This window comes from Mycobacterium sp. NGS39 (genome assembly GCF_059812765.1).
Genome location: NZ_JCALDH010000007.1, coordinates 229,932 through 254,416, shown reverse-complemented (window position 1 = coordinate 254,416; position 24,485 = coordinate 229,932). Strand labels below are relative to the sequence as shown.

Below are 24,485 nucleotides of genomic sequence, written 5' to 3'. Positions count from 1 at the left end.
ACTCATCGGCACTCGGGAGTGTTGTCGGGCCTGACTGCCCGCCCCGATTCGTCCACCCATCCTTCGGAGTCTCATTCCCATGTCTTTGGCTCTCCGCGCGAGCGGCTCGTCGTCGCCCGCCCGCCCCGCCGCGTTGCGTCCGTCGACCATTCCGGCGGTGCCCGGTCCCACCAGGCTGCGGCTGCCCGATCTTCTGCACATCACCGACCGCGACGCCGACCACGTTCTCAGCGGCGACTACGACCACCTGTTCCCGCGCCACGGCATTCCGGAGGACGAACGGTGGTTCACCCGGCTGCGCAGTGACGACGAACTCGACGTCTGGCTGATCAGCTGGGTGCCGGGTGAATCCACCGAATTACACGACCATTGCGGCTCGCTGGGCGCACTCACCTTGCTCAGCGGTGCATTGAACGAAACCCGTTGGGCCGGTGAGACATTGCGCCGACGACGGCTGGTCGCCGGTGACCAGGCAGCGTTCCCGCTGGGATGGGTGCACGACGTCACCTGGGCCCCGTCGGACCATGCGCCGACGCTCAGCGTGCACGCGTATTCGCCGCCGCTCACCGCAATGTCCTACTACGACGTCACCGAGCACAACACGTTGCGGCGGGTCCGCACTCAACTCACCGACACTCCGGAGGGACAGTGAGCCGCATCGACGACGTCCTCTTCGCCGCCCGGCAGCGGCTGCAGCGGTTGGCTGCGCCGGATGTGCCCAATGCGGTCCGCCGCGGAGCGGTGCTCGTGGACATCCGCCCGCAGGCCCAGCGCGAGCGTGAGGGCAGGGTGCCGTCCGCGCTCGTCGTCGAGCGCAACGTGCTGGAGTGGCGCTGCGACTCCACCAGTGACGCACGGCTGCCGCACGCGGTCGACGAGGACGTCGAGTGGGTGGTGGTGTGCTCGGAGGGCTACACCTCGAGCCTCGCGGCCGCCGCGCTGCAAGACCTCGGCCTGCACCGCGCCACCGACGTCGTCGGCGGCTACTGGGCGCTTCGCGAGTCCGGCGCTCTGGTCGCGTTGAGGTCTGCTACTCGGGCGCTTTCACCACTTCGCGCAGGCGCCCGGTCTTCTCCGGCGTCCATCCGGGCGGCTGCAGCACTGCGGCCCACGCATTGACCACGTCTTTGACGTAGCGGTGCCCGTGCCCGTCGGGCACGTCCACGGCGACCGCCATATCGGCCGACACCTGCAGGAACGTCACCACCGGGAACCAGAACATGTCCTGCGGCCGGTCGTAGCCCGGCGGTTCCCTCAGCCAGTCCGGTTCGGAGAACAGCAGATCCGGATTCCACCATGTGATCGGGTCGGATGCGTGCTGCAGGTACACGATTCGCGGATTGCCCCACGGTTGGGCCGGACGAGCGAGGTTGTCGGACTGGGCGGCGAAGCGCACGTTGTAGCCCTGCTCGTAGATGGGCAGCCACTCGGGCGAACCGGGATCGCGGTTGGCGGTGGCCTCCTGCCACATCGTGTTGTTGAACGTTGGCCCGGAGAACAGCGCCCCGTCGGTGCGGGCCACGATGTTGTTGACCGACAGGAACGGCGCCTCTCCGCCGAAGGAGCCCAGGCTTTCCCCGAACACGACGAGCTTGGGCCGTTGGCCTTCCGGTAGCGCCCGCACCCGTGCCGCCACCGCCTCGAACAGCGCCTGCCCGGCATGCCGAGCGTTCTCCTTGTCGACCAGAAACGACAGCCAGCTCGGCAAGAACGAGTACTGCATCGACACGATCGCGGTGTCGCCGTTGAACATGTACTCGAGCGCGTCGGCCTCGGCCGCGTTGATCCAGCCGGTCCCGGTGGTCGTCGCGACGGCGACGACCTTGCGCTTGAGGCCACCTGTGCGGTCCAGCTCGCGTGCTGCGAGCTCCGCGGCGGCCTCGATGCCGTCGGCGGATTCCAGTCCGGCGTACGCGCGGATCGGTTCGGTGGCCGGTGCGCCGTTGAACTTCGACAGCTGTTCCACGGTCGGGGCGCCGTCGACGAAGATGCGGCCCTGGTTGCCCAGCGAGGCCCAGCTCACCAGCGAACCGGGTCCGCCCGAGCGCAGCGGGCTGGTGGGCGGCGGGCTGTCGGGATCCTGCTCGTTGTTGACCGCTTCGAAGGTGTTGTTCATCGTGCTCATCGCGAACCGCAAGACCACGCCGTTGAGGATCGCGACGAACAGTGCGACGACCAACAGCACTGCGACCACTGCCGAAACCCGCGGCGGCGCAACACGATTGAGTTGCCGGACCAGCAAGCGGATGAAACGCCCGATCAGCTGGCCGATTTCGACGAGCACGAACAGCGTGACGATGGCCAGGACTGCGGCCAGCGGATAGTCATGCCACTTTAGCCGGGGCACGCCGATGAGACCGCGGACGTGGTCCTGCCACACGTGAAACCAGACGACCATCGCCAGCGTGCCGACCATCCCGACCGCCACCAGCACGAACCACGCGGCGCGCGGCGGCTTGGGGCTGCTGTCCCGCGACATCATGAACCGCGCCAACCAGACCGCAAACACGCCGACGGCATACCCGGTGGCACCGGCAGCGCCGCTCACGAGTCCCTGGAACAGCGGTCCGCGCGGCAGCAGCGACGGCGTCATCGACAGCCACAGGAACACCAGCCCGACAGCCGTTCCGGTGAACGTGTAATGCCGGACCCACCAATCGGGCTTTGCGGCAGTCTTTTCGGACGGCTCTTCGGCGGGCGCCTCGGGTGTTTCCTCGGACGCCTCGGTGTCGGTCATGCCCCCATCTTCAGCGATGGGTGAAGTTGGGGGCGCGTTTCTCGACAAACGCCGCCATGCCCTCGCTTTGGTCGTCGGTGGCGAACGCGGCGTGGAAAAGCCGCCGCTCGTACAGAAGTCCCTCGGAGAGCGGCGTTTCGAACCCCCGGTTGACGGCTTCTTTGGCCATCCGCGCGGCCGACAACGACATCTGCGCGATGGTGGTCGCCACCGACATCGCTTCGCGCTGCAGGTCATCGGCCGGCACCACCCGTGACACCAGCCCACTGCGTTCCGCCTCCGCGGCATCCATGTTGCGTCCGGTCAGAATGAGGTCCATCGCTTTGGCCTTGCCGATCGCGCGGGTGAGCCGCTGGGAGCCGCCCATGCCCGGCAGCACACCGAGTTTGATCTCGGGCTGGCCGAATTTCGCGGTGTCCGCGGCGATCAGCAGATCACACATCATCGCCAGTTCGCAGCCGCCACCCAGTGCATAGCCGGCCACGGCAGCGATCGTCGGTGTGCGCACGGCCGCGAACTTGCCCCAGGCGGCGAAGTAGTCGGAAGCGAACACCTCGGCGAACGACAGCTCTGCCATCTCCTTGATGTCCGCCCCGGCGGCGAACGCTTTGGCGGATCCGGTGAGCACGATGGCGCCGACGCCCGGGTCGTTGTCGAATTCTGCTGCGGCCGTAGTGACTTCGGCCATCACCTGGCCGTTGAGGGCGTTGAGCGCCTCCGGGCGGTTCAGCGTGATCGTGGCAACGCGGTCCTGGCGGTCGACGAGGATGGTCTGGTAGGTCATCGGCTTTCAGCTTTCGTTCTCGAACGACAGGTCGTTGTCGACGGGGGCGAAGAACGCCTCGACGTCTTCGGCGCTGACCTCCGCCAGGGAGGCCGGCGACCACTTGGGGTTGCGATCTTTGTCGATGACCTGCGCGCGGATGCCCTCGATCAGGTCGTGTGAACGAAGCGTCGCGCACGACACCCGATACTCTTGGCGCAGAACGTCTTCAAGCGTTTGCAGGTCCGCCGCGCGGCGCACCGCCTCCCGGGCCACCGAGACGGCGGTGGGAGAGCGGGTGGCGATCAGGTTGGCGGCGTCGTTGGCCGGGCCGGCGTCGTGTCCGCGCAGCGCGGCGACGATGTCGGTCACGGTGTCGCCCGCGAAGCATTCGTCGATCCAGTTCCGTTGCACCGCAAGCTCACTGGGCGGCGGTGCGACGGCGTGACGCTTCACCGCGGCGTCCACTCCGTCGTCGACGACGGTCTTGACGAAGTCGTCGAGCGCAGTGTGTGGGACGTAGTGATCGGCGAAGCCCATCGCGATCGCGTCGGACCCGGAGAACGGTGCGCCGGTGAGCGCGGCGTGCAGGCCCAGCCGACCCGGCGTGCGCGCGAGGTAGTAGGTGCCACCGACGTCGGGGACGAAACCGATGCCCACTTCGGGCATCGCGATCTTCGACGTGTCCGTCACCACCCTGGTGTTGCCGTGCACGGAGATCCCGACGCCGCCGCCCATCACGATGCCGTCCATCAGCACGATGTAGGGCTTGGGATAGCGGGCGATGTAGGCGTTGAGGAGGTATTCGTCGTGCCAGAACTGCCGAGCCTCGGCGCCGCCGTCGTTGTGCACGCTGTGGTAGATCGCGACGATGTCGCCGCCCGCGCACAGCCCCCGGTCGCCGGCGCCGCTGACCACCACCGCCCGCACGTCGTCGTCGTCAGCCCACTCGCGCAACTTCTGATGCATGGTCGTGACCATGGAGTGGGTCAGCGAGTTGATCGCCTTGGGCCGGTTCAGCGTGAGGAAGCGGACACCGTCTTGGGCGCTGGTCACGATCTCGTCGGCAGAGCGGTCACCCGTCACGGGAAAGCAATCTAGATCGTCTCCCCTGGTGGCGCGGCCCCGGGTAAGGTTTGCCTGGGAAGAGGCCGGGAACTGATGACGAGGTGTCAATCGTTGGACGTTTGTTCTCGGTACACATTTAGGAGAGGAACCGACGGTGCGGGAGACCAGCAACCCGGTATTTCGATCGCTGCCTAGGCAGCAAGGCGGATACGCGCAGTTCGGGCCCGGCTACGCCGCCGGAGCGCAGCAGGTTTATCAGGGCTATCAAACCGAGCCTTACGTGCAGCAGGGCGTTTCGCGCCCGCTGACTGTCGACGACGTCGTCACCAAGACCGGCATCACGCTTGGCGTGTTGTCGCTGGTCGCGGTGGTGTCGTACTACCTGGTGGGTGTGAACCCGGCCTTGGCTGGACTGTTCACCATGGTGGGCGCACTCGGCGGCCTGGTTCTGGTTCTTGTCGCCACGCTCGCCCGCAAGCAGGACAACCCGGCGATCGTGCTGAGCTACGCGGCGCTCGAGGGCTTGTTCCTCGGTGCGGTCTCGTGGGTGTTCGGCAACTTCGTCGTCTCGGGCGTGAGCGCCGGGACGTTGATCACGCAAGCCGTCCTAGGCACTCTGGGTGTCTTCGCCGGCATGCTCGTCGTCTATAAGACCGGCGCCATCCGCGTCACCCCGAAGCTCACCCGGATGGTCGTGGCCGGCCTGTTCGGTGTGCTTGTGCTGATGCTCGGCAACCTGGTGCTGTCGCTGTTTGGCGTCAACGGAGGCGCAGGCATGGGGCTGCGCAGCGGTGGCGCACTGGCGATCGTGTTCTCGTTGGTCTGCATCGCGCTGGCGGCGTTCATGTTCTTGATCGACTTCGATGCCGCCGATCAGATGATCCGCGCCGGGGCACCGGAGAAGGCCGCATGGGGCATCGCCCTGGGGCTGACGGTCACGCTGGTGTGGCTGTACCTGGAGATCCTGCAGCTGCTCAGCTACTTCTACCGCGACTGATTTCCTGCACGGAAGGGCCGGCACTACGGTGCCGGCCCTTCGTCGTCTGCAGGGTTCCTCGCCGAGCCTGCGCACAGATCGCGATTCGTCCACAGATCGCGATCTGTGCGCAGTTTCGGAGGCCGGCGTTGCGCAAGAGTTGGCCTATGGCAGCGGGGGGCCGACCGTTTCGAGGTAGCGAAGCCATTGAGAGCGGGCGGGTGCGCAAGCACGAGCTCAGGTCTCGCTATCGCGCGGTCTTCCCCGACGTCTACGTCGCGAAGGATGCGGCGCTGACTTTGCACCAGCGTGCAGTCGCTGCCTGGTTGTGGTCTCACCGGCGTGGCATTGTCGCCGGGCTCACCGCGTCCGCGCTGCACGGCTCGAAGTGGATAGCCGACGCGGAGCCCGTCGAGTTGATCTGGAATAACGCCCGTCGTCCGCACGGCTTGCGCACTTACGACATGCGCCTCGGTGCAGGCGAATACAGCACACTGAGGGGCCTTCCCGTGACGACGCCCGAGCGCACCGCGTTCGACTTGGGCAGGCGCGGACGGCTCGATGAAGCCATTGCTCGACTCGACGCACTGGGCAACGCAACGGGTTTCAAGGCCGACGACGTTCTTCGCGTTGCGGAGAAGCATCCAGGAGTTCGAGGCATTCGACAACTGCGCGCCGCGCTCGAACTTTACGACGCGGGAGCGGCATCACCGAAGGAGACGTGGCTGCGGCTCTTGGTCATACGAGCTGGATATCCGCGGCCGCGAACACAGATCCCGGTGTGGGATCCGCTCGAGCGCCGCTGGTACTACCTCGACATGGGTTGGGAAGCGCCGCAGATCGCATTGGAGTACGAGGGCGATCAGCACCGGACCGATCCTGTGCAGTGGGTCAAGGATGTCCGGCGATACGAGCGACTGCCCGACCTCGGCTGGAAAGCAATCCGAGTCGTCGCACGGGAATCACCACCGAGCATCCTCGATCGCTTGGAAAGGGCGTGGAAGGCCCGCGTCAACCGCATCGAGACTGCGCACAGATCGTGAATTCGGTCGCGAACGCGATCTGTACGCAGGCTCGGCGCGAAGTCAGGACAGCCGTTCGATGACCATCGCCATGCCCTGGCCGCCGCCGACGCACATGGTCTCCAGGCCGAACGTCTTGTCGTAGGTCTGCAAGTTGTTCAGCAGCGTCGCGGTGATGCGCGCACCGGTCATCCCGAACGGATGCCCGAGCGCAATCGCTCCGCCCGAGACGTTCAGCTTGTCCTCGTCGATGCCGAGTTCGCGCGCCGAGCCCAGCACTTGGACCGCGAACGCCTCGTTGATCTCGAACAGGTCGATGTCGCCGATCGACATGCCCGCATTCGCCAGCGCTTTACGCGTCGCCTCGATCGGGCCGAGCCCCATGATCTCCGGCGAAAGCCCCGAAACGCCGGTCGCCACAATCCGCGCCAGCGGGGTCAGCCCCAATTCGCGGGCCTTCTCGTCGGACACGATCACCACCGCAGCCGCGCCGTCGTTCAGCGGGCACGCATTGCCCGCGGTCACGGTCCCGTTCGGCCTGAACACTGGCTTGAGCTGGCTGACCTTCTCGTAGGTGGTGCCGGGCCGTGGGCCGTCGTCGGTGCTGACCACCGACCCGTCGGGCAGTGTCACCGGCACGATCTCACGCTCGAAGAACCCGTTGGCGATCGCCTGCTCTGCGCGGTTCTGCGACCGCACACCCCAGTGGTCCTGGTCTTCCCGGCTGATACCGGTAAGCAGCGCAACGTTTTCCGCGGTTTGGCCCATCGCGATGTAGACGTCGGGTAGGACGCCGTCCTCGCGTGGATCGTGCCAGGAGTCGGCGCCTGCAGCGGCTTGGGCGGTGCGCTCTTCGGCCTCGGCAAACAGCGGGTTGTGGGTGTCCGGCCAACCGTCCGACGTGCCCTTCGGAAACCGCGACACCGTCTCGACTCCCGCCGACACGAAGGCGCTGCCCTCACCGGCCTTGATCGCGTGAAACGCCATGCGGGTGGTCTGCAGCGACGACGAACAGTAGCGGTTCACCGTGGTGCCAGGCAGGAAGTCGTAGCCCAGCTGGACCGCCACCGCGCGGCCGATGTTGAAGCCGGCTTCACCGGCGGGCTGGCCGCACCCCATGATCAGGTCGTCGAGGTCACGCGGGTCGAGCGCGGGCACCTTTTCCAGGGCGGCGCGCACCATCTGCGCGGCAAGGTCGTCGGGACGCATGTCGACAAGCGATCCCTTGGCAGCGCGGCCGATGGGGGAGCGCGCGGTCGAGACGATGACGGCTTCGGGCATGACGCCTCCTGAGGTCAGAGTTACCCCGAACCTAGTCCGCGTCAGTTCGCAGGCACCACGACGGGTGCCCGAACCCCAGTCGTGTGCCGGACAATCCGCGCGAGGCGGCGCAGTCTGTTGCGGAACGTCCTGGCTTCGGCCGCTTGCGACACCCACGGCAGCTCAGGCACCGGCCCGCCGGTCCACTCGCCCAACGCATTGCACAGGGCGGGGAAAAGCTGTTTGGCCGCCAACGCATAACCTGCCGCGGACGGGTGGTACATGTCCTCGGAGAACAACAACTCGGGAGCTTGCAGGAACTCCGGTGCCAGCAGGTCGGCCAGTGGCACCGGAACTCCTCCGGCGTTGCGCACCGCGGCGGCCTGCGCCCGCGCCAGCCGCAATCCCCGGGTCCGGGCGGCCCAGCGGAGCGGTTGCGGAATCGCGGTGATCACCCCGAAGTCAGGACAGGTGCCGACGACCACGACGGCGCCGCTGTCCCGCAAACGCTTGACCGCCGCGCCGAGACGACGCGCCGACGGGCCGACCCCATTGAGCGCGGTGATGTCGTTGGCGCCGATCATGATGACCGCGGCGTCCGGCGGCGGTCCCGCCACGAACATCGCGTCGACTTGACCGGACAGCCCTTTCGACGTTGCACCCGAAATTGCCTTGGTGCTCAAGCGAATTCGCTTGCCGGTCTCTTCCGCCAGACCGCGGGCCAGAAGTACTCCGGGAACCTCGTCGGCGCAGTGGCAGCCGAAACCCGTTGCGGTCGAATCCCCGAAGACCATCAGGTGCAAGTCGAACGGCACATCTCGCGACCAGCGGTCGACGGGACCGCCTCCGGGGGAGTAGACGCCGTCGGCGCGCGGAGGCGGTTCCCAGATCCGCGGGATCACGCTGCGCGCTTGATCTGCTTGCCCGTTCAAGAAGTTTCGCGCGCCCACATAGGCGCCGCCGGATGATGCGATGACACCGATGGCCGCCAATGCGATGGTTGACCGCCGCGGAGCGCGCATGTGCACGAGCCGAGTTTACGTGGCGCACCCTCATCGACACGCAGGTGAAACTCGGTGCGATCACGGAGAAATACGAATCCGATATCAAAACACCTCAGCCGATCGTTGAACACGCTGAAGGTGTCAAGCTAAGTTACCGGGAACTGACGGCGTGACCCGTGGGGTACCGGCCTACAACGGCGTAGGAGTGTGAAATGACCGCACCAAGCAAGGTCTCGGGGTCGCCCTGCGCACACATCGGCGCAGCTCGCGCGCTGAAATCCCGTCGCTACCCAGTCAGCGACGGCGCGCCCGTCGAGGTCGTCGAAGACGGTCCCAGCATCGCCGGGCGGCTGGCTTGGCTGGGCGCCCGGCTAACAATTCGTCCGACGCTGACAGTTGGCAGCCACGTACCGTTTCTGCCGTGGCCATGGGGGCTGATCGACTTTGCGGCGCGGGCCTTACTGCCCATCCCCGGCACTGTGCGGGCAACCGTGAAGCTGCCGCAGTGCACCGCGCAACTGGTCCGCGCCAAGGGTGTGCTGCCCGCCGATGGCAAGCGGCGCGTGGTCTTGTACATGCACGGCGGCGCGTTCCTCACCTGCGGAGTGAACACGCACGGCCGGCTGACGACGATGATCTCGCACTACGCCGACGCGCCCGTGCTGGTGCTGAATTACCGGATGATTCCCAAGCATTCGATCGGCCAGGCCATCGACGACTGCTACGACGGCTATCAGTGGCTGCGTGACCTCGGGTACGGGCCGGATCAGATTGTCCTGGCAGGAGATTCGGCTGGTGGCTACCTGGCTCTGGCGCTCGCCGAACGATTGCTTGCAGACGGCGAAGAACCGGCCGCAATGGTATCGCTGTCGCCGCTGATGCAGCTGGAGACCGAGGCCAAGAAACAGCACGCGAACATCCGCACCGATGCGATGTTCCCGCCCAAGGCTTTTGACGCACTGCTCGATCTGATCGCGATGGCAGCGTCTCGACGCGTGGTCGACGGCGAGCCCGAAGATGTCTACGAGCCAGTGGATCACATCGAGCCGGGCTTGCCGCGCACATTGATTCATGTTTCGGGTTCCGAAGTTCTGCTGTACGACGCACGGCTGGCTGCGCGGCGGCTGGCCGCTGCCGGGGTGCCGGTCGAGGTGCGGGTGTGGCCGGGGCAGATGCACGTGTTCCAGCTGTGCGCGCCGCTGGTTCCCGAAGCTGTGCGGTCGCTGCGGCAGATCGGCGGCTACATCCGCGAAGCCACCGACTAGCCTGGTTCGGTCCGCGCGACAAGCGCCGGACCGCGGCTGCGATCATGGACCCATGCGGATTGCGCAGCACATCGGCGAACTGATCGGCAACACGCCTCTGGTCGAGTTGCACTCGGTCGTGCCTGAGGGCGCCGGCCGGGTTGTGGCGAAGGTGGAATACCTCAATCCCGGCGGCAGCGTTAAGGACCGCATCGCCGTCAAGATGATCGACGCTGCCGAAGCGAGTGGTGAATTGCGTCCTGGCGGAACGATTGTCGAGCCGACGTCGGGTAACACCGGCGTCGGGCTGGCGCTGATCGCCCAGCAGCGCGGCTACAAATGCATCTTCGTCTGCCCGGACAAGGTCAGCGAAGACAAACAGAACGTGCTGCGCGCCTACGGTGCCGAGGTGGTGGTCTGCCCGACGGCCGTACCGCCCGGCCATCCCGACAGCTACTACAGCGTCTCGGACAGACTGGTCGACGAGATCGACGGTGCGTGGAAGCCGGACCAGTATTCGAACCCCAACGGGCCGGCCAGCCATTACGAGACGACCGGACCAGAAGTGTGGGCCGACACCGACGGCGCCGTCACGCATTTCGTCGCCGGCGTGGGCACCGGCGGCACGATCACCGGCGCCGGCCGATACCTCAAGGACGTCTCGGCTGACAGACCGCAAGGACCGGTGCGCGTCATCGGTGCCGACCCGGAAGGCTCGGTGTATTCCGGCGGAAGCGGTCGCCCGTACCTGGTCGAGGGCGTGGGCGAAGACTTCTGGCCCGCCGCGTACGACCCGACTGTTCCCGACGAGATCATCGCGGTGTCCGACGCGGATTCGTTCGAGATGACTCGGCGGCTGGCCCGCGAGGAAGCGCTGCTCGTCGGTGGGTCATGCGGCATGGCCGTGGTCGCTGCGGTGAGGGTTGCTGAGCGGGCCGGGCCGGATGCGTTGGTCGTGGTGCTGTTGCCCGACGGCGGCCGCGGCTATCTGTCCAAGATCTTCAACGACGACTGGATGTCGTCGTACGGGTTCTTGCGCACCCGCCTCGATGGCTCGGTGGCGCAGCCGACCGTCGGAGATGTGTTGCGCGGCAAGTCAGGTGCGCTGCCTGACCTGGTGCACACCCATCCGTCGGAGACGATCCGCGATGCGATCGGCATTCTGCGTGAATACGGTGTGTCACAGATGCCGGTCGTCGGAGCCGAACCGCCGGTAATGGCAGGTGAAGTCGCGGGCAGCGTGTCGGAACGCGAACTGCTGTCGGCGGTGTTCGAGGGCCGCGCCAAACTCGCCGACGCGGTCGCCCAGCACATGAGCCCACCGATGCCGATGATCGGCACAGGCGAACTGGTCGGAACCGCCGCCAAAATGCTGCGCGAGTGCGACGCGCTCATGGTGGTCGAAGAGGGAAAGCCGGTCGGCGTCATCACCCGTCAGGATTTGCTCGGATTCCTGTCGGGCGCTGCGGCACGCAGCTAGCGGCGCAACGTTTTGGCCGTTTCTTCGCTTATACGGTTCTCCAACATCTTCTCGGGTATGGTGAGCACCGCTTCACCCGGCTACTTCACCTGAGTGGGAAGGCACCATGACCGACCAGCCGCCAGGAAGTTATCCGCCACCACCGCCCGGGGGCTACCCGCCGCCACCGCCACCTTCCGGGGGTGGGTATCCGCCACCCCAGTCGGGCTATCCGGGCACTGCGCCGGCCGCTGGTACCAACGGCCTGGCGATCGCGTCGCTGGTCTGCTCGGTTCTGGGCGTTTTCTGCATCGGTGTCCTGTCCATCGTCGGCATCGTCCTCGGCATCGTCGCGCTGAACCAGGTCAAGCAGACCGGCCAACAAGGGCGAGGACTTGCGCTAGCCGGCATCATCGTGGGCGCCGTCTCGCTGATCATCGGCATCATCGTCGCCGTCGCCTTCTACTTCCCGAGCTGAGTCAGCGGCCGATATCCCTAGGCGCACTGGTCAATTCGATCAAAGAGGAATCATGACCGAGCAACCACCCGGCGAGTATCCGCCGCCGCCTCCGCCGTCTTCCGGTGGCTATCCGCCACCGGGCCAGCCGCAAAGTGGTGGCTATCCACCACCCCCAGGTGGCTATCCGCCACCGCCACAGCAGGGCTATCCACCGCCACCGCAAGGTGGTTACCCGCCGCCTCCGCCGCCCGGTGGCTATCCACCGCCCGCTGCGGGCTACCCGCCTGCCGGCGGCCCCGGCTACAGCGGCTACGGGGCAGGGCAGGGTTTCGACTTCGGCGAAGCGTTCTCGTGGGCGTGGAACAAGTTCAGCAAGAACGCCGGCCCGCTCGTCGTCGCAACGCTCATCTACGGCGTCATCGAATTGGTGGTTCTCGGCATCCTGATCGGGTTGATGATCGCGTTGTCACCGGGAGCCGATTACACGTCGTCGGATTCCGGGTTCAGCTACTCCTGGAGTGCTTTCAGCGCCACCGGCTTCCTGATGAACATCGTCGTCTCGTTCATCTTGATGCTCGTCGCGTATACGATCCAATCCGCCTACATCAGCGGCCTTCTCGAGCTCGCGGACGGGCATCACGTGACAGTGGGAACCTTCTTCCGGCCGCGCAACGTCGGCAATGTGGTCGTAGCGGCGCTGATCGTCAGCGCGATCGTGTCCGTCGGCAACGCGCTGTGCTACCTCCCCGGCCTGATCGCGAGCTTCTTGCTCATGTTCACGATCATCGCGGTGCTCGATCGCAACCTCTCGCCAGTCGAGGCGATCAAGAACAGTTTCGACACGGTGAAGAGCAATGTCGGTAATGCGTTGCTTGTCTGGCTTGTCGCCGGCGTCATCACGGCCGTCGGCGCATTGCTGTGCGGTGTCGGTTTGCTGGTGGCGGCGCCATTGGCAAGCCTGCTGCTGGTGTTCACCTACCGCAAGCTCACCGGCAATCAGGTAGCGCCGATCACCCCGTAGCGACCGGTCATCGCCGAGCAACTACCGAAACGCGCTGACCCCGGTCAGCGCTTCGCCGATCACCAGTTGATGCACCTCGGAGGTGCCCTCGTACGTCAACACCGACTCCAGGTTGTTGGCGTGCCGGATCACTGGATACTCCAGCGTTATCCCGTTGGCGCCCAACAGAGTTCGGCACTGGCGTGCGATTTCGATCGCTTCTCGGACGTTGTTGAGTTTGCCGACGCTGATCTGCTCCGGCCGGATCTTGCCCGCGTCTTTGAGACCGCCGAGATGCAGCGCAAGCAGCTGCGCCTTGCCCAACTCCACCGCCATGTCCGCTAGCTTGGCCTGCGTCAGCTGGTAGGCCGACAGCGGCTTGTCGAACACCTCCCTGGTGGTGACGTAGTTCAGCGTCGCTTCCAGACAGTCGCGGGCCGCCCCGACCGCGCCGAACACAATCCCGAACCGCGCCTCCGACAGGCATGCCAGCGGACCCGACAAGCCGCGCGCCTCAGGCAATTTGGCCTCCGCGGGCAGCCGCATGTCGTCGAAAGACAACTCCGACGTCACCGATGCTCGCAGCGAGAGCTTGTGCGTCATGGTGCGTGCCGAAAAGCCGGGTGTGTCCGTCGGAACCACGAATCCCGCGATGCCCTCCTCGGTCCTGGCCCACACGATCGCGACGTCCGCGACAGTGCCGTTGGTGATCCACATCTTGGAGCCGTTGAGAATCCAGTCGCTGCCGTCACGGCGCGCAGTGGTCCGCATGCCGGCGGGATTGGACCCGAAGTCCGGCTCGGTCAGCCCGAAACAACCGATCGCGTCGCCGGTGGCCATCGACGGCAGCCACCGCTCGCGCTGCTCCTCTGAACCGTGCCGGTAGATCGCGAACATTGCCAGCGACCCCTGCACCGACACCAGGCTGCGCAGCCCGCTGTCGACCGCTTCCAATTCCTGACACACCAGCCCGTAAGCGGTGGCGGTGGACCCTCCGCAGCCGTAGCCCTTCAGATGCATGCCGAGCAGCCCCAGCTTGCCGAAGTCGGCGGCCAACTCACGCACCGGGACCTCGCCGGCTTCGAACCAGTCGGCGATGTGCGGGCGCAGTCGCTCTTCGCCGAACCGGCGGACGGTGTTGCGCAACTCGATGTCCTCCGGCGACAGCAGCGAGTCGACGTCGAGGAGGTCGTCAATCCTGGCGGTACCCATGCGCTATGTGTACACCGCCCACACCGCACTGCGGCCAAGCGCACCCCCGAGCGCAGGCGGACGTAGGCCTTTGCGATCGGGTTCGACCGTCTGCTACGGCCTAGATATCGATGACGACTTTGCCGTGCACATGCCGGCTGGCTTGAAGCTCGACCGCGTCGCGGATCCGCTCCATGGGGAAGCTGGCCGCGATGGGCACTCGAACTCGGCCCGCTGCGACAAGACGAGCAATCTCCTCGACTGCGCCGGGAGCGGCGTTGGCGCCAGTGGCCCACGTAATGCCGTCGACCTGTGCGGCGATGGTGGTGATCCGCTCGTCGGGCACACCGAGTTCCCGGGCCGCCTGAACTGTCTCGGTTCCATACAGGTCGATAGCGGCGGTGACGCCGGCGGGAGCCAGCGCGCGGACCCGCTCAACTAGGCCGTCGCCGTAGGCGACGGGCTCGGCTCCGAGGGCGCGTAGGGCGTCGGCCGACGAGGGCGATCCAGTCCCAATCACTCGCGCGCCCGCGATTCGCGCGAGCTGGACGACGAACACACCGACTCCGCCTCCCGCGCCGCCGATGAGTAGCGTGTCGCCCGGACCGGGATTGACCACGGCGAGAGCGGCGGCGGCCGTGGACCCCGCGATGGCGAGGGTGGCGGCGGTGCGGTCGTCGACGCCGTCGGGAGTGTGGTGTGCATCGCCGCCTGCCGAGACGGTTCCGCCGACATCGATGACCACGTAGTCGGCAACCGCGCGGGACAGGGCGCCGCCGAACACCCGGTCACCGACCGCGAAGCCGGTTACACCCTCGCCGACCTGGTCAACGACGCCAGCGTAGTCAGTGCCGAATCCGCACGGCAGGCTCAAACCGAATCGGGCGGCGGTGTCTGCATCAGAGGTAATGATCCAGTCCATGGGATTCAGTCCGGCGCTCTTGACTCGCACGCGGATCTGCCCCGCGCTGGCGTTCGGTGCTGGCTCTTGGCGGAGGGTCAGCACCTCGGGGCCGCCGAACGACTCGACGCGGACTACCCGGCCGGTGGACACCGGCGTGTCGACGCCCTGTTCCTGAATGCTCACTGGTCTCTCCTTCGGTGGGATGAGTGCAGCGAAAGTGGACTATGCTCCGCTTGTACAACTCACCTTAACATAAAACGGAGCGCGATCCACTTTGGACGACTCGGAGGATCGTCGGCCGCGAGCGGACGCGACTCGCAACCGCGCCCAACTTCTCGAGGCGGCGACGCGCGTGTTCGCCTCCTCGGACATCGAGCCGTCGATGCGCGCAATCGCGCGCGAAGCCGGGGTCGGTATCGCCACCCTCTACCGGCACTTTCCGACCCGCGAATCGTTGGTCGACGCGGTTTACCGCGATCAGGTCGCGCGGCTCACTACGGGCGCGCAAGAACTGCTCGCGCAGCTTCCCCCGCCGGCGGCGATGCGGCGCTGGATGGACCTGTTCGGTGACTGGATCGCGACGAAGAACGGCATGCTCGACACGCTGTCCGCGATGATCGAAGCCGGCGAGATCGCCCACGCCCAAACCCGGACCCAATTGCTCGCGGCCATCGACGACATCCTCGAAGCCGGTCGCGTGACGGGCGAACTCCGTGCCGATGTCAGCGCCGAGGACGTCGCCGCGGGCCTCATCGGGATCTTCACCATGGCGAAGCCGCCCGACCACGACGCCCGGGCGAGCCGCCTGTTGAACATCTTCATGGACGGCCTCCGCTCCAGATCTTCCGCCGACCCGCTGTAATCGCGGGGCCTTCAGGGACGTGATCTGCCGAAGTGGTCGGGGCTTCGCGCTGTCGGGGCCGCGGGTCCCCATAGGCTTGTGGCTCATGAGCGAGCAGCGCAGGGGTCTGGCCACGCGGGTCATCCACGCCGGTTACCGGCCCGATCCGGCGACCGGCGCCGTCAACGCCCCTATCTACGCCAGCTCGACGTTCGCCCAGGACGGTGTCGGCGGCCTCCGCGGCGGCTTCGAATACTCACGCACGGGCAACCCCACTCGCGCCGCGCTGGAAACCGCGCTGGCGGCAGTCGACGAGGCGACGTTCGGCCGAGCCTTCAGTTCCGGCATGGCGGCCACCGATTGTGCGCTGCGTGCGATGCTGCGTCCGGGCGATCACGTCGTGATCCCCAACGACGCGTACGGCGGAACGTTCCGGCTCATCGACAAGGTGTTCACGCTGTGGGGTCTGACGTATACCGCAGTGCCGCAGTCCGATCTGGACGCGGTGCGCGACGCGATCACCGACGCCACCAGGCTGATTCTGGTCGAGACGCCGACGAATCCGCTGATGTCGATCGCCGACATCGCCGCAATCGCCGAACTGGCCCATGAGCACTCGGCAAAAGTCTTGGTCGACAACACTTTTGCTTCGCCCGCATTGCAGCGTCCGCTCACCCTGGGCGCGGACGTGGTACTGCATTCCACCACCAAGTACATCGGCGGGCACTCCGACGTGGTCGGCGGTGCGCTGCTGACCAACGACGAGGAACTGGACACCGCGTTTGGGTTCCTGCAGAACGGAGCAGGCGCGGTGCCGGGTCCGTTCGACGCATACCTGACCCTTCGGGGGCTCAAAACGCTCGTGGTTCGAATGCAGCGGCACACCGAAAACGCCACGCGGGTAGCCGAATTCCTCGCCGACCATCCCGCGGTCAGCGTCGCGTTGTATCCGGGCCTGCCCAGTCATCCAGGCCACGACGTCGCCGCGCGCCAGATGAGCGGATTCGGCGGCATGCTGTCTGTGCGGCTGCGCGGCGGTCGCCAGGCAGCACTTGAATTGTGTTCTCGCACAGAGGTATTCATTCTCGCTGAGTCGCTCGGCGGTGTGGAGTCGCTCATCGAGCATCCCGGCGCGATGACGCATGCCTCGGCAGCCGGGTCGCTGCTGGAAGTTCCCGACGACCTGGTCCGGCTGTCTGTCGGCATCGAAGACGTCGCCGACCTGATCGGCGATCTTGAGCAGGCGCTAGGTTAACGCAGGCCGCAGCGCCGACGTCGTCACCGCGAGGTTCACCTGCGGCAGGCCCGGCACACCCGATTCGTCGACCCAGCATCCCGCCGCGATGTCGCCGGCACGGGCCTGCACCCAGCGCCGGCCCCGGTCGTTGAGGCTCAGCAGGGCGCCCAGGCCGTCCGTGACGTGCAACAGCGAGATGATCGCCGCAGTCGCCGGAGTGGGCGCGCGCATGTCGAACAGCACGGAAAGCAGCTGCGCCCGGGCGTGGTCGACACGAGACCGGTCAGCTATCGGCCACAGCCGAGAACGGTTGCGCTGCCGGTGAATTGGCCGGACGTAGCCGCGGCCTTGCAGCGTGGTCAACAATGCCGGCTCGACGCCGCGGCGCAGCTTGCCCACCGCGGTCTGCGGTTTCAGCGGCCGGCGCTGCAGGCGCCGCACCGCCGGATCAAGGATCGGGTCGCCAAGGTCCGGCCCCGCGAGCAATAGCAGCCTTCCCGGCGGGATCGGTTCGCCGTCGACGGACGGGCGGATCCTGCACGCGTACGCCAGATCCAGCAGCACCGCGGCGGCCAGCAGCTTCTCGCGGCGCTCTCGTGCCAGCGCCGGCCGATTGGTCGCGTTGTCGAGCAGCAGCAGCAAAAGGTCTTCGGCGATGTGCGCCATGGGCGGGACTCTAACCGCCCGGGAATCCCTTACTCGTGGTACGGCTCGGCGCTGAGCAGCTCTACAGTGGCCGTCTTCCCACTGGGAAGCTGGTAGCTGCATTTGTCGCCGACCTTCTTGTCGATCAGCGCGGCGCCCAGCGGCGAGTTCGGCGAATACACCTCGAGCTTTCCGTCGGTGATGCCTTCCTGACGGGTGCCGATGAGGAACTCCTCTTCGTCGCCGTCGTCATAGCGCACTTTGACCACCGAGCCCGGCAGCGCCACGCCCGACTGCTTGGGCGCCTCACCGACCTTGGCGTTGCTGAGCAACTCCTGCAGCTGACGAATGCGCGCCTCCTGCTGGCCCTGCTCCTCACGCGCGGCGTGATAGCCGCCGTTCTCGCGCAGGTCGCCCTCTTCGCGCCGATCGTTGATCTCGGCGGCGATGACCGGGCGGTTGGCGATCAACTGGTCGAGTTCCGCCTTGAGGCGGTCGTACGCCTCCTGGGTCAACCAGGTCACCTGGGTATCGGTCATCTTGTCGCGCTCCTTGCTCCTCGTGCCGCGAATGCTCGCGGCAGCGGTTCACCGCCTCACTGCCGGGAGCATGCGGACACCCCGCGTGTATTGCCGTTTTGGCGGACTCGTAATCAGCGCAAATGCAGCAATACACGGTCCCAGCAGGAACCGTGTATTCATCGAGGGTACCACCGCGTCGTCACCGGCAATTCAGCGTTCGGCAATATTCGGGCCGGCCGCTCAGGGCGCCACCAGATAGCCGGGCACGTCGTAGCCGCAGCCGTACACGTCGCCCATCACCGGTGGCCGACTGGTCTTGACCACGGTGGTCACCTGCACTGCAGCTGATGTCGACGGCGGCACCAGGACCTCGCGCCGGCCCGTCTCGCTGCCGTCTTTGGATTTGGCGCGCACGATGCAGACGGCCGGTCGCGACGGGTCGTCGCGGGTGAGGTTGACGGTCACCTCCACGGTCTGGTCGTCGATCAGCCGGTAGCCGCCAAGCGTGCCCTCGATGTCGCTGCGGCCGAGCCGGTGGTAACCGACCAGGGCGACCGTGACACCTATTGCGAGGACCGCCAGAGTCAGGCCGACGATGATCCAACGACGGGCGCGCCGTGGGGTTCGCCCGTACCGGGTGGACGGACGCTCGGTCATGTTTGGGTGCCCATCGGTCGAGGGGAGACAGTAGGACTGGAACTATAGGAACCGTCAAGACAGCGAAGGACCAGGGTAGAGCAGACGTGAGTGGATTTCGGTTGATGGCCGTGCATGCGCACCCGGACGACGAGTCCAGCAAGGGCGCGGCCACGACGGCGCGCTATGCCGCGGAAGGCAACCGCGTGCTGGTGGTCACGCTGACCGGCGGCGAGCGCGGCAGCATTCTCAACCCCGCGATGGATCTCCCCGAAGTCAAGGCGCGGATGGCCGAGATCCGGCGCGACGAGATGGCCAAGGCTGCCGAGATCCTAGGCGTCGAACACCGTTGGCTCGGCTTCGTCGACTCCGGACTGCCCGAAGGCGACCCGCCGCCGCCCCTGCCGGAAGGCTGTTTCGCGCTCGTCCCGCTCGAGGTGCCCACCGAGGCGCTGGTGCGCGTCATCCGCGAGTTCAAGCCCCACGTGATGACCACCTACGACGAGAACGGCGGCTATCCGCACCCGGATCACATTCGCTGCCACCAGGTTTCCGTCGCAGCGTTCGAAGCCGCGGGTGACCCGGACCGGTTTCCCGACGCCGGCGAGCCGTGGGAAGTGAAGAAGCTCTACTACAACCACGGGTTCCTGAGGAAGCGGATGCAATTGCTTCAAGACGAATTCGCCAAGCACGGTCAGAAGGGTCCGTTCGAAAAGTGGCTCAAGCATTGGGATCCCGAGCACGACGTGTTCGCCCACCGCGTCACCACCCGCATCGAATGCTCGAAGTACTTCAGTCAGCGTGACGACGCGTTGCGGGCACATGCCACCCAGATCGACCCCAACGGCGACTTCTTCGCCGCGCCCATCGAATGGCAGCAACGGCTTTGGCCCACAGAGGAATTCGAGCTCGCTCGATCCAGGGTGCCGGTGGAATTGCCGGAGACCGACTTGTTCGCCGGAATCGAGCCCGAATCATGACCGGCATGGCCGTCGCGGCGCTGGTGCTGCTCGCCGACGACGCGCCGCGCAACACCGGTCCGGATTTCGGTAAGGCGAGCCCGGTCGGCCTGCTGATCGTCGTGCTGTTGTTGATCGGCACGTTCGCCTTGATTTGGTCGATGAACCGGCATTTGAAGCGGCTTCCGTCGCGATTCGACGGCGAGGAACCCGGATCCGAAGAGGCAGACGCCGCCGACGCCGACGCGGACAGCGCTGACAGTGCTGACAGTAAGGACTCGCGCCGTGAGCCCGGCGGCTAACACTCTCGCGCAGGCCACGAGTCCCTATCTGCGTCAGCACGCCGACAATCCGGTGCACTGGCAGCAGTGGACGCCGGACGCGCTCGCCGAAGCCGCCGAACGGGACGTGCCGATCCTGCTGTCGATCGGTTACGCCGCCTGTCACTGGTGCCACGTGATGGCGCACGAGTCGTTCGAGGACGACGAGGTGGCGGCCGTGATGAACGCCAACTTCGTCTGCGTGAAGGTGGACCGGGAGGAGCGCCCCGACCTCGACGCGGTGTACATGAACGCCACGGTGGCGCTGACCGGGCAGGGCGGCTGGCCGATGACGTGCTTCCTGACTCCCGACGGCCGGCCGTTCTTCTGCGGCACCTACTACCCGAAACCCCAGTTCCTGCAGCTGCTTTCGGCGGTGACCAACACCTGGCGCACACGCCGCGATGAAGTCGAACAGGCCGGCGACCAGATTGCCGTCGAACTGCGCCGCATGTCGTCGGGACTGCCGGGCGGCGGACCGGAAGTCACGCCGGCGCTGTGCGACGGCGCGGTGCAGGCGATCTTGGCCGACGAGGACGTGGCGCGCGGCGGGTTCGGCGGCGCGCCCAAGTTTCCGCCGTCGGCGCTGCTGGAAGCGCTGCTTCGGACCTACGAACGCACGGGCGGCCCTGCGCCGCTGGCGGCGGTTCAGCGCACGGCGACCGCGATGGCCCGTGGCGGCATCTACGACCAGCTGGCCGGGGGCTTCGCCCGCTACAGCGTCGACGCGTCGTGGGTGGTGCCGCACTTCGAGAAAATGCTGTACGACAACGCGCTGTTGTTACGGGCCTACGCGCATTGGGCGCGACGCACCGGTGACCCGCTTGCCCGCCGGGTCGCAGTCGAGACCGCGCGTTTCCTCCTCGACGCGCTCGAGACCGGAGGGATGTTCGCGTCATCGTTGGACGCCGACGCCGCGGGCCGGGAGGGCTCCACCTATGTCTGGACGCCAGCCGAGTTGCGCGAGGTATTGGGTAACGACGACGGAGCTTGGGCCGCAACAGTTTTCGCGGTCACGCCGGAGGGCACATTCGAGCACGGCAGCTCGGTGCTGCAACTTCCGCAGGATCCCGACGACGACGACCGGTTCGCCCGCGTCCGTGCCACACTGCTGGCTGCGCGGCAGCGCCGCGTGCAGCCCGACCGCGACGACAAGGTGGTCACCGCCTGGAACGGCATGGCGATCACCGCGCTGGCCGAGGCGGGTGTCGCGCTGCGTCGGCCGGAGCTGATCGACGCAGCCGCGCGGTGCGCGGATTCGCTGCTGATCCTGCATCTGGTCAACGGGCGGCTGCGGCGTGCCAGCCTCGGCGGTGTGGTGGGGGACAGCCCCGCGATCCTGGAGGACTACGGAGCGCTGGCCACCGGTCTACTGAATCTGCACCAGATCACCGGCGAAGCGTCGTGGCTGATGGCCGCCACCGACTTGCTTGACACCGCGCTGGCCCAGTACGCCGACCCGGACAGCCCCGGCCGGTGGTTCGACACGGCAGCCGACGCCGAGCAGCTGGTGGCCCGCCCCTCAGATCCGGCCGACGGCGCCACCCCCTCCGGCGCGGCGCTGATCACCGAGGCGCTGCTGACCGCGGGCTACCTTGCTCCCGACGGCGACCGGTACCGGCAGGCCGCCGAGCAGACACTGGCCGCACACGCCCTGCTGATCGAGCGGGCACCCCGCGCAGCCGGGCACTGGCTCGCCGTCGCCGAGGCGGCAGTCCGTGGGCCGCTGCAGATCGCAGTGGCATGCGAGTCTTCGTCGTCGCAGCTGCTGGCACAGGCGCGCGTGCTGGCACCCGGCGGCGCGATCGTCGTCGGCGGGCCACCCGATTCGTCGGAACTGCTCGCGGGCCGTGGCCGGGTCGACGGCGCCGATGCCGCCTACGTGTGCCGCGGGCCGGTCTGCGACTTGCCGGTCACCAGCGCCGAACAGCTGGCGTCGGCGCTGGGCGTGCCCGTGTAGCCTGCGGCTCATGCCGAGTGACCCCGCCGCGACTGTGAACCGCTATCTCGACGTACTCGCCAAGGGCAGCGCCGACGACGTCGTCGCACTCTATGCGCAGGACGCCACAATCGAGGACCCGGTCGGCTCCGAGCTGCGTCGCGGGCACGCGGCCATTCGCGAGTTCTATGCCGCGATCGAGAACCTCGGCAAGCAAGCCGAATTGGTGGCGCTGAAGGTCGGGCCCAACGAGGCCGCGTTCCTGTGGCGGCTGACCGTCGATATGGGCGACAACCGGACCCGCGTCGAGCCGATCAGCGTGATGACGTTCGACGGCGACTCCAAGATCACGTCGATGCGGGCGTTCTGGTCGTCAGACGACCTCGCCCTCCTCTAGTCCCCTACTGCCGCGAGGGTGCGTGTCTGTACACCGACACGCCGCCTGACGCGTACCGCAGCGCACGCTCGCGCCGATCGGCAGTGCGTCAAAAGACCGCGAACCACATCGCGATGTAGTGGCAGATCGCCGCCACCGCGGTGCACGCGTGGAAGAACTCGTGGTGGCCGAACGTGGTGGGCCACGGATCGGGCCACTTCAACCCGTACAGCACGCCGCCGACGCTGTACAGCGCACCGCCGACCGCCAGCAGCACCGTCGCCGCCACCCCGGCGCCTTCCGTGATCGGCCCGATGAACCACACCGCCACCCAGCCGAGCACCAGATACAGCGGCACGCCGACCCATCGGGGCGCCGACGGCCACAACATCTTGAGCGCCACCCCAGCCAGCGCTCCACCCCAGACGATCCAGAACAACACCATCCCGCTGTGCTGCGGCAGTGCGAGCAGCGCGAACGGCGTGTAGCTGCCCGCGATAAAGACGAAAATCATCGAGTGGTCGGCGCGCTTCATCCACTTGCACGCGGTCGCGGATTTCCAGTCGACGCGGTGATAGGCGCCGCTGACCGCGAACATCGCGACGATCGTGAACGTGTAGATCAGCGTGGCCAGCCCGGCGCGCGTCGATTCGACCGCCCATGACACCGACACCAGCGCGGCGCCCGCGATGAGCGCGACCACCGCGGCGTACACGTGGATCCACCCGCGCGCCCGCGGCTTGTTGAGGAACTGGGCGACCCCGTCGACGACGGCTTCGGGGAAGTCTTCCGCGTCAGGCGCCCGCGGGGTCGTCGAGGTGGGGGTGTCTCGGGTGGTTTCGAGGGCCATGTCACCTCCGTTGTTGCTCTTCGCGCGAGCGCTCATCGGCCGTGGTTGCTCTTCGCGCGAGCGCTCATCGGCCGTGGTTGCTCTTCGCGCGAGCGCTCATCGGCCGTGGTTGCTCTTCGCGCGAGCGCTCATCGGCTGTTGTGTGCTTCTCGCGCAAGCGCTCATCGGTCGTTTGTTGCTCTTCGCGCAAGCGCTCATCGGCCACAGTTTCACGACAGAATCTTCACTTCGTCACAGTAGTCTGGCTTTCCGTGGAGATTATTCCGCCGCGCCTCAAGGATCCGCTCTACCGGCTCTACGAGATGCGTCTGCGGCAGGGGCTGGAACGGTCAAAATCCGAGCTCCCCCGCCACATTGCGGTCCTCTGCGACGGCAACCGGCGCTGGGCCCGTGAGCTTGGTTACAACGACGTCAGCTACGGCTATCGCGTGGGCGCGGCGAAGATCGCCGAGATGCTGCGGTGGTGCGCCGACGCCGGCATCGAGATGGCCACGGTGTATCTGTTGTCGACCGAGAACCTGCAGCGCGATCGCGACGAACTCAACGCGCTGATCGAAATCATCACCGATGTCGTCGAGGAGATCTGCGCGCCGGCGTACCGCTGGAGCGTCCAGACCGTCGGCGACCTCGAGCTGATCGGAGAAGAGCCGGCCCGGCGGCTGCGCGAAGCCGTCGAGTCGACGACGACGGCACCCGCCGGAACCTTCCACGTCAACGTCGCAGTCGCCTACGGCGGCCGCCAGGAGATCGCCGACGCCGTGCGCGCACTGCTGTCCAAGGAGCTCGCCAACGGCGCAACGCCCGAGCAGATGATCGAGGCCGTGACTGTCGACGCGATATCGGAAAACCTCTACACCTCCGGCCAGCCCGACCCCGACCTCGTTATCCGCACCAGCGGAGAACAGCGACTGTCCGGTTTTCTGCTGTGGCAGAGCGCGTATTCGGAGATGTGGTTCACCGAGGCGTATTGGCCGGCGTTCCGGCGGGTGGACTTTCTGCGCGCGCTGCGCGACTACAGCGCTCGGCACCGCCGATACGGCATGTAGAGCCTTCTGCTCTTCGCCCACGCGGCT

At 66.8% G+C, this 24,485-nt stretch carries 26 protein-coding genes; 15 read left to right on the top strand and 11 right to left on the bottom strand.

The window, feature by feature from the left end:
- Nucleotides 1-79: 79 nt before the first annotated feature.
- Nucleotides 80-652 (top strand): cysteine dioxygenase, encoded by a 573-nt coding sequence (locus AC5Y39_RS12450; RefSeq protein WP_500018454.1) that lies wholly within the window; start codon nucleotides 80-82, stop codon nucleotides 650-652.
- Nucleotides 649-1,119 (top strand): rhodanese-like domain-containing protein, encoded by a 471-nt coding sequence (locus tag AC5Y39_RS12445; RefSeq protein WP_500018456.1) that lies wholly within the window; start codon nucleotides 649-651, stop codon nucleotides 1,117-1,119. Before AC5Y39_RS12450 ends, AC5Y39_RS12445 begins: the two co-directional genes overlap by 4 nt.
- Here AC5Y39_RS12445 and AC5Y39_RS12440 read toward each other — a convergent pair.
- Genes AC5Y39_RS12440 through AC5Y39_RS12430 form a run of 3 tightly spaced genes read right to left on the bottom strand, consistent with a single transcriptional unit; the run spans nucleotide 1,031 to nucleotide 4,586 of the window.
- A complete protein-coding gene (locus AC5Y39_RS12440) occupies nucleotides 1,031-2,737 on the bottom strand; it encodes an alpha/beta hydrolase (RefSeq protein WP_500018458.1) in 1,707 nt (568 codons plus the stop codon). The genes AC5Y39_RS12445 and AC5Y39_RS12440 overlap by 89 nt on opposite strands.
- Before the next feature lie 10 nt (nucleotides 2,738-2,747).
- Nucleotides 2,748-3,521 carry an enoyl-CoA hydratase gene (locus AC5Y39_RS12435; protein ID WP_500018460.1) on the bottom strand — a complete coding sequence of 258 codons (774 nt, stop codon included), beginning with the start codon at nucleotides 3,519-3,521 and terminating at the stop codon, nucleotides 2,748-2,750.
- Between the two features lie 6 nt (nucleotides 3,522-3,527).
- Nucleotides 3,528-4,586 (bottom strand): enoyl-CoA hydratase/isomerase family protein, encoded by a 1,059-nt coding sequence (locus AC5Y39_RS12430; protein WP_500018462.1) that lies wholly within the window; start codon nucleotides 4,584-4,586, stop codon nucleotides 3,528-3,530.
- A 136-nt stretch (nucleotides 4,587-4,722) separates the two neighbouring features.
- On the opposite strand from AC5Y39_RS12430, the gene AC5Y39_RS12425 reads away from it, so the two are divergent.
- Both AC5Y39_RS12425 and AC5Y39_RS12420 read left to right on the top strand, forming a co-directional pair.
- Nucleotides 4,723-5,565 (top strand): Bax inhibitor-1/YccA family protein, encoded by an 843-nt coding sequence (locus AC5Y39_RS12425; RefSeq protein ID WP_500018463.1) that lies wholly within the window; start codon nucleotides 4,723-4,725, stop codon nucleotides 5,563-5,565.
- A 200-nt stretch (nucleotides 5,566-5,765) separates the two neighbouring features.
- Complete coding sequence (locus AC5Y39_RS12420; protein WP_500018465.1) at nucleotides 5,766-6,587, top strand: type IV toxin-antitoxin system AbiEi family antitoxin; 822 nt, start codon at nucleotides 5,766-5,768, stop codon at nucleotides 6,585-6,587.
- Nucleotides 6,588-6,629: 42 nt separating this feature from the next.
- Here the strand turns inward: AC5Y39_RS12420 and AC5Y39_RS12415 are convergent, their stop codons facing one another.
- The gene (locus tag AC5Y39_RS12415; protein ID WP_500018467.1) at nucleotides 6,630-7,847 is read right to left on the bottom strand and encodes an acetyl-CoA C-acetyltransferase; all 1,218 of its coding nucleotides are present in this window, start codon (nucleotides 7,845-7,847) and stop codon (nucleotides 6,630-6,632) included.
- A gap of 41 nt (nucleotides 7,848-7,888) precedes the next feature.
- A complete protein-coding gene (locus tag AC5Y39_RS12410) occupies nucleotides 7,889-8,848 on the bottom strand; it encodes an SGNH/GDSL hydrolase family protein (RefSeq protein ID WP_500018823.1) in 960 nt (319 codons plus the stop codon).
- Nucleotides 8,849-9,042: 194 nt separating this feature from the next.
- On the opposite strand from AC5Y39_RS12410, the gene AC5Y39_RS12405 reads away from it, so the two are divergent.
- The 4 genes from AC5Y39_RS12405 (at nucleotide 9,043) to AC5Y39_RS12390 (ending at nucleotide 13,014) form a co-directional block, all read left to right on the top strand.
- Nucleotides 9,043-10,095 carry an alpha/beta hydrolase fold domain-containing protein gene (locus AC5Y39_RS12405; protein ID WP_500018469.1) on the top strand — a complete coding sequence of 351 codons (1,053 nt, stop codon included), beginning with the start codon at nucleotides 9,043-9,045 and terminating at the stop codon, nucleotides 10,093-10,095.
- A 52-nt stretch (nucleotides 10,096-10,147) separates the two neighbouring features.
- Nucleotides 10,148-11,554: a cystathionine beta-synthase gene (locus tag AC5Y39_RS12400; RefSeq protein WP_500018471.1), complete on the top strand. Its 1,407-nt coding sequence runs from the start codon at nucleotides 10,148-10,150 to the stop codon at nucleotides 11,552-11,554.
- A 106-nt stretch (nucleotides 11,555-11,660) separates the two neighbouring features.
- On the top strand, nucleotides 11,661-12,011 hold the full coding sequence (locus tag AC5Y39_RS12395; RefSeq protein ID WP_500018473.1) for a DUF4190 domain-containing protein: 351 nt from the start codon (nucleotides 11,661-11,663) through the stop codon (nucleotides 12,009-12,011).
- A 52-nt stretch (nucleotides 12,012-12,063) separates the two neighbouring features.
- Nucleotides 12,064-13,014 (top strand): hypothetical protein, encoded by a 951-nt coding sequence (locus AC5Y39_RS12390; protein WP_500018475.1) that lies wholly within the window; start codon nucleotides 12,064-12,066, stop codon nucleotides 13,012-13,014.
- A 21-nt stretch (nucleotides 13,015-13,035) separates the two neighbouring features.
- Here the strand turns inward: AC5Y39_RS12390 and AC5Y39_RS12385 are convergent, their stop codons facing one another.
- The gene (locus AC5Y39_RS12385; RefSeq protein ID WP_500018477.1) at nucleotides 13,036-14,205 is read right to left on the bottom strand and encodes an acyl-CoA dehydrogenase family protein; all 1,170 of its coding nucleotides are present in this window, start codon (nucleotides 14,203-14,205) and stop codon (nucleotides 13,036-13,038) included.
- A 100-nt stretch (nucleotides 14,206-14,305) separates the two neighbouring features.
- Nucleotides 14,306-15,265, bottom strand: coding sequence for an NADP-dependent oxidoreductase (locus AC5Y39_RS12380; RefSeq protein ID WP_500018826.1), 960 nt, complete (start codon nucleotides 15,263-15,265; stop codon nucleotides 14,306-14,308).
- Nucleotides 15,266-15,362: 97 nt separating this feature from the next.
- On the opposite strand from AC5Y39_RS12380, the gene AC5Y39_RS12375 reads away from it, so the two are divergent.
- Nucleotides 15,363-15,950 (top strand): TetR/AcrR family transcriptional regulator, encoded by a 588-nt coding sequence (locus AC5Y39_RS12375; protein ID WP_500018479.1) that lies wholly within the window; start codon nucleotides 15,363-15,365, stop codon nucleotides 15,948-15,950.
- 85 nt (nucleotides 15,951-16,035) lie between these two features.
- Nucleotides 16,036-17,184: a cystathionine gamma-synthase gene (locus tag AC5Y39_RS12370; RefSeq protein WP_500018481.1), complete on the top strand. Its 1,149-nt coding sequence runs from the start codon at nucleotides 16,036-16,038 to the stop codon at nucleotides 17,182-17,184.
- On the opposite strand, the gene AC5Y39_RS12365 is transcribed toward AC5Y39_RS12370, so the two are convergent.
- The 3 genes from AC5Y39_RS12365 to AC5Y39_RS12355 form a co-directional block, all read right to left on the bottom strand.
- Nucleotides 17,176-17,832, bottom strand: a complete 657-nt coding sequence (locus AC5Y39_RS12365) for a GOLPH3/VPS74 family protein (protein ID WP_500018482.1) — start codon at nucleotides 17,830-17,832, stop codon at nucleotides 17,176-17,178. The two genes, AC5Y39_RS12370 and AC5Y39_RS12365, sit on opposite strands and share 9 nt — an antisense overlap.
- A 29-nt stretch (nucleotides 17,833-17,861) precedes the next feature.
- Complete coding sequence (greA, locus tag AC5Y39_RS12360) at nucleotides 17,862-18,350, bottom strand: transcription elongation factor GreA (protein ID WP_500018484.1); 489 nt, start codon at nucleotides 18,348-18,350, stop codon at nucleotides 17,862-17,864.
- Between the two features lie 222 nt (nucleotides 18,351-18,572).
- Nucleotides 18,573-18,989, bottom strand: coding sequence for a DUF4307 domain-containing protein (locus tag AC5Y39_RS12355; RefSeq protein ID WP_500018486.1), 417 nt, complete (start codon nucleotides 18,987-18,989; stop codon nucleotides 18,573-18,575).
- Nucleotides 18,990-19,075: 86 nt separating this feature from the next.
- Between AC5Y39_RS12355 and mca the strand changes: the two genes are divergently transcribed.
- Genes mca through AC5Y39_RS12335 form a run of 4 tightly spaced genes read left to right on the top strand, consistent with a single transcriptional unit; the run spans nucleotide 19,076 to nucleotide 22,583 of the window.
- Nucleotides 19,076-19,948 carry a mycothiol conjugate amidase Mca gene (mca, locus tag AC5Y39_RS12350; RefSeq protein WP_500018488.1) on the top strand — a complete coding sequence of 291 codons (873 nt, stop codon included), beginning with the start codon at nucleotides 19,076-19,078 and terminating at the stop codon, nucleotides 19,946-19,948.
- Complete coding sequence (locus AC5Y39_RS12345) at nucleotides 19,945-20,229, top strand: hypothetical protein (RefSeq protein WP_500018490.1); 285 nt, start codon at nucleotides 19,945-19,947, stop codon at nucleotides 20,227-20,229. Before mca ends, AC5Y39_RS12345 begins: the two co-directional genes overlap by 4 nt.
- Nucleotides 20,213-22,207, top strand: coding sequence for a thioredoxin domain-containing protein (locus AC5Y39_RS12340; protein WP_500018492.1), 1,995 nt, complete (start codon nucleotides 20,213-20,215; stop codon nucleotides 22,205-22,207). Before AC5Y39_RS12345 ends, AC5Y39_RS12340 begins: the two co-directional genes overlap by 17 nt.
- 10 nt (nucleotides 22,208-22,217) lie before the next feature.
- Nucleotides 22,218-22,583: a nuclear transport factor 2 family protein gene (locus tag AC5Y39_RS12335; RefSeq protein ID WP_500018494.1), complete on the top strand. Its 366-nt coding sequence runs from the start codon at nucleotides 22,218-22,220 to the stop codon at nucleotides 22,581-22,583.
- Between the two features lie 88 nt (nucleotides 22,584-22,671).
- Here the strand turns inward: AC5Y39_RS12335 and trhA are convergent, their stop codons facing one another.
- Nucleotides 22,672-23,412 (bottom strand): PAQR family membrane homeostasis protein TrhA, encoded by a 741-nt coding sequence (trhA, locus tag AC5Y39_RS12330; protein ID WP_500018828.1) that lies wholly within the window; start codon nucleotides 23,410-23,412, stop codon nucleotides 22,672-22,674.
- A gap of 251 nt (nucleotides 23,413-23,663) precedes the next feature.
- Here trhA and AC5Y39_RS12325 point away from each other — a divergent pair, with 251 nt between their 5' ends.
- The gene (locus AC5Y39_RS12325) at nucleotides 23,664-24,458 is read left to right on the top strand and encodes a (2Z,6E)-farnesyl diphosphate synthase (RefSeq protein WP_499909499.1); all 795 of its coding nucleotides are present in this window, start codon (nucleotides 23,664-23,666) and stop codon (nucleotides 24,456-24,458) included.
- Nucleotides 24,459-24,485 lie beyond the last annotated feature (27 nt).

Coding starts and splice junctions, on each gene's coding strand:
- AC5Y39_RS12385 (WP_500018477.1), bottom strand. CDS start 14,205: ATGGGTACCGCCAGGATTGACGACCTCCTCGACGTCGACTCGCTGCTG.
- AC5Y39_RS12405 (WP_500018469.1), top strand. CDS start 9,043: ATGACCGCACCAAGCAAGGTCTCGGGGTCGCCCTGCGCACACATCGGC.
- AC5Y39_RS12415 (WP_500018467.1), bottom strand. CDS start 7,847: ATGCCCGAAGCCGTCATCGTCTCGACCGCGCGCTCCCCCATCGGCCGC.
- AC5Y39_RS12410 (WP_500018823.1), bottom strand. CDS start 8,848: ATGCGCGCTCCGCGGCGGTCAACCATCGCATTGGCGGCCATCGGTGTC.
- AC5Y39_RS12435 (WP_500018460.1), bottom strand. CDS start 3,521: ATGACCTACCAGACCATCCTCGTCGACCGCCAGGACCGCGTTGCCACG.
- AC5Y39_RS12355 (WP_500018486.1), bottom strand. CDS start 18,989: ATGACCGAGCGTCCGTCCACCCGGTACGGGCGAACCCCACGGCGCGCC.
- trhA (WP_500018828.1), bottom strand. CDS start 23,412: ATGGCCCTCGAAACCACCCGAGACACCCCCACCTCGACGACCCCGCGG.
- AC5Y39_RS12400 (WP_500018471.1), top strand. CDS start 10,148: ATGCGGATTGCGCAGCACATCGGCGAACTGATCGGCAACACGCCTCTG.
- AC5Y39_RS12450 (WP_500018454.1), top strand. CDS start 80: ATGTCTTTGGCTCTCCGCGCGAGCGGCTCGTCGTCGCCCGCCCGCCCC.
- AC5Y39_RS12335 (WP_500018494.1), top strand. CDS start 22,218: ATGCCGAGTGACCCCGCCGCGACTGTGAACCGCTATCTCGACGTACTC.
- AC5Y39_RS12370 (WP_500018481.1), top strand. CDS start 16,036: ATGAGCGAGCAGCGCAGGGGTCTGGCCACGCGGGTCATCCACGCCGGT.
- greA (WP_500018484.1), bottom strand. CDS start 18,350: ATGACCGATACCCAGGTGACCTGGTTGACCCAGGAGGCGTACGACCGC.
- AC5Y39_RS12395 (WP_500018473.1), top strand. CDS start 11,661: ATGACCGACCAGCCGCCAGGAAGTTATCCGCCACCACCGCCCGGGGGC.
- AC5Y39_RS12390 (WP_500018475.1), top strand. CDS start 12,064: ATGACCGAGCAACCACCCGGCGAGTATCCGCCGCCGCCTCCGCCGTCT.
- AC5Y39_RS12345 (WP_500018490.1), top strand. CDS start 19,945: ATGACCGGCATGGCCGTCGCGGCGCTGGTGCTGCTCGCCGACGACGCG.
- AC5Y39_RS12440 (WP_500018458.1), bottom strand. CDS start 2,737: ATGACCGACACCGAGGCGTCCGAGGAAACACCCGAGGCGCCCGCCGAA.
- AC5Y39_RS12365 (WP_500018482.1), bottom strand. CDS start 17,832: ATGGCGCACATCGCCGAAGACCTTTTGCTGCTGCTGCTCGACAACGCG.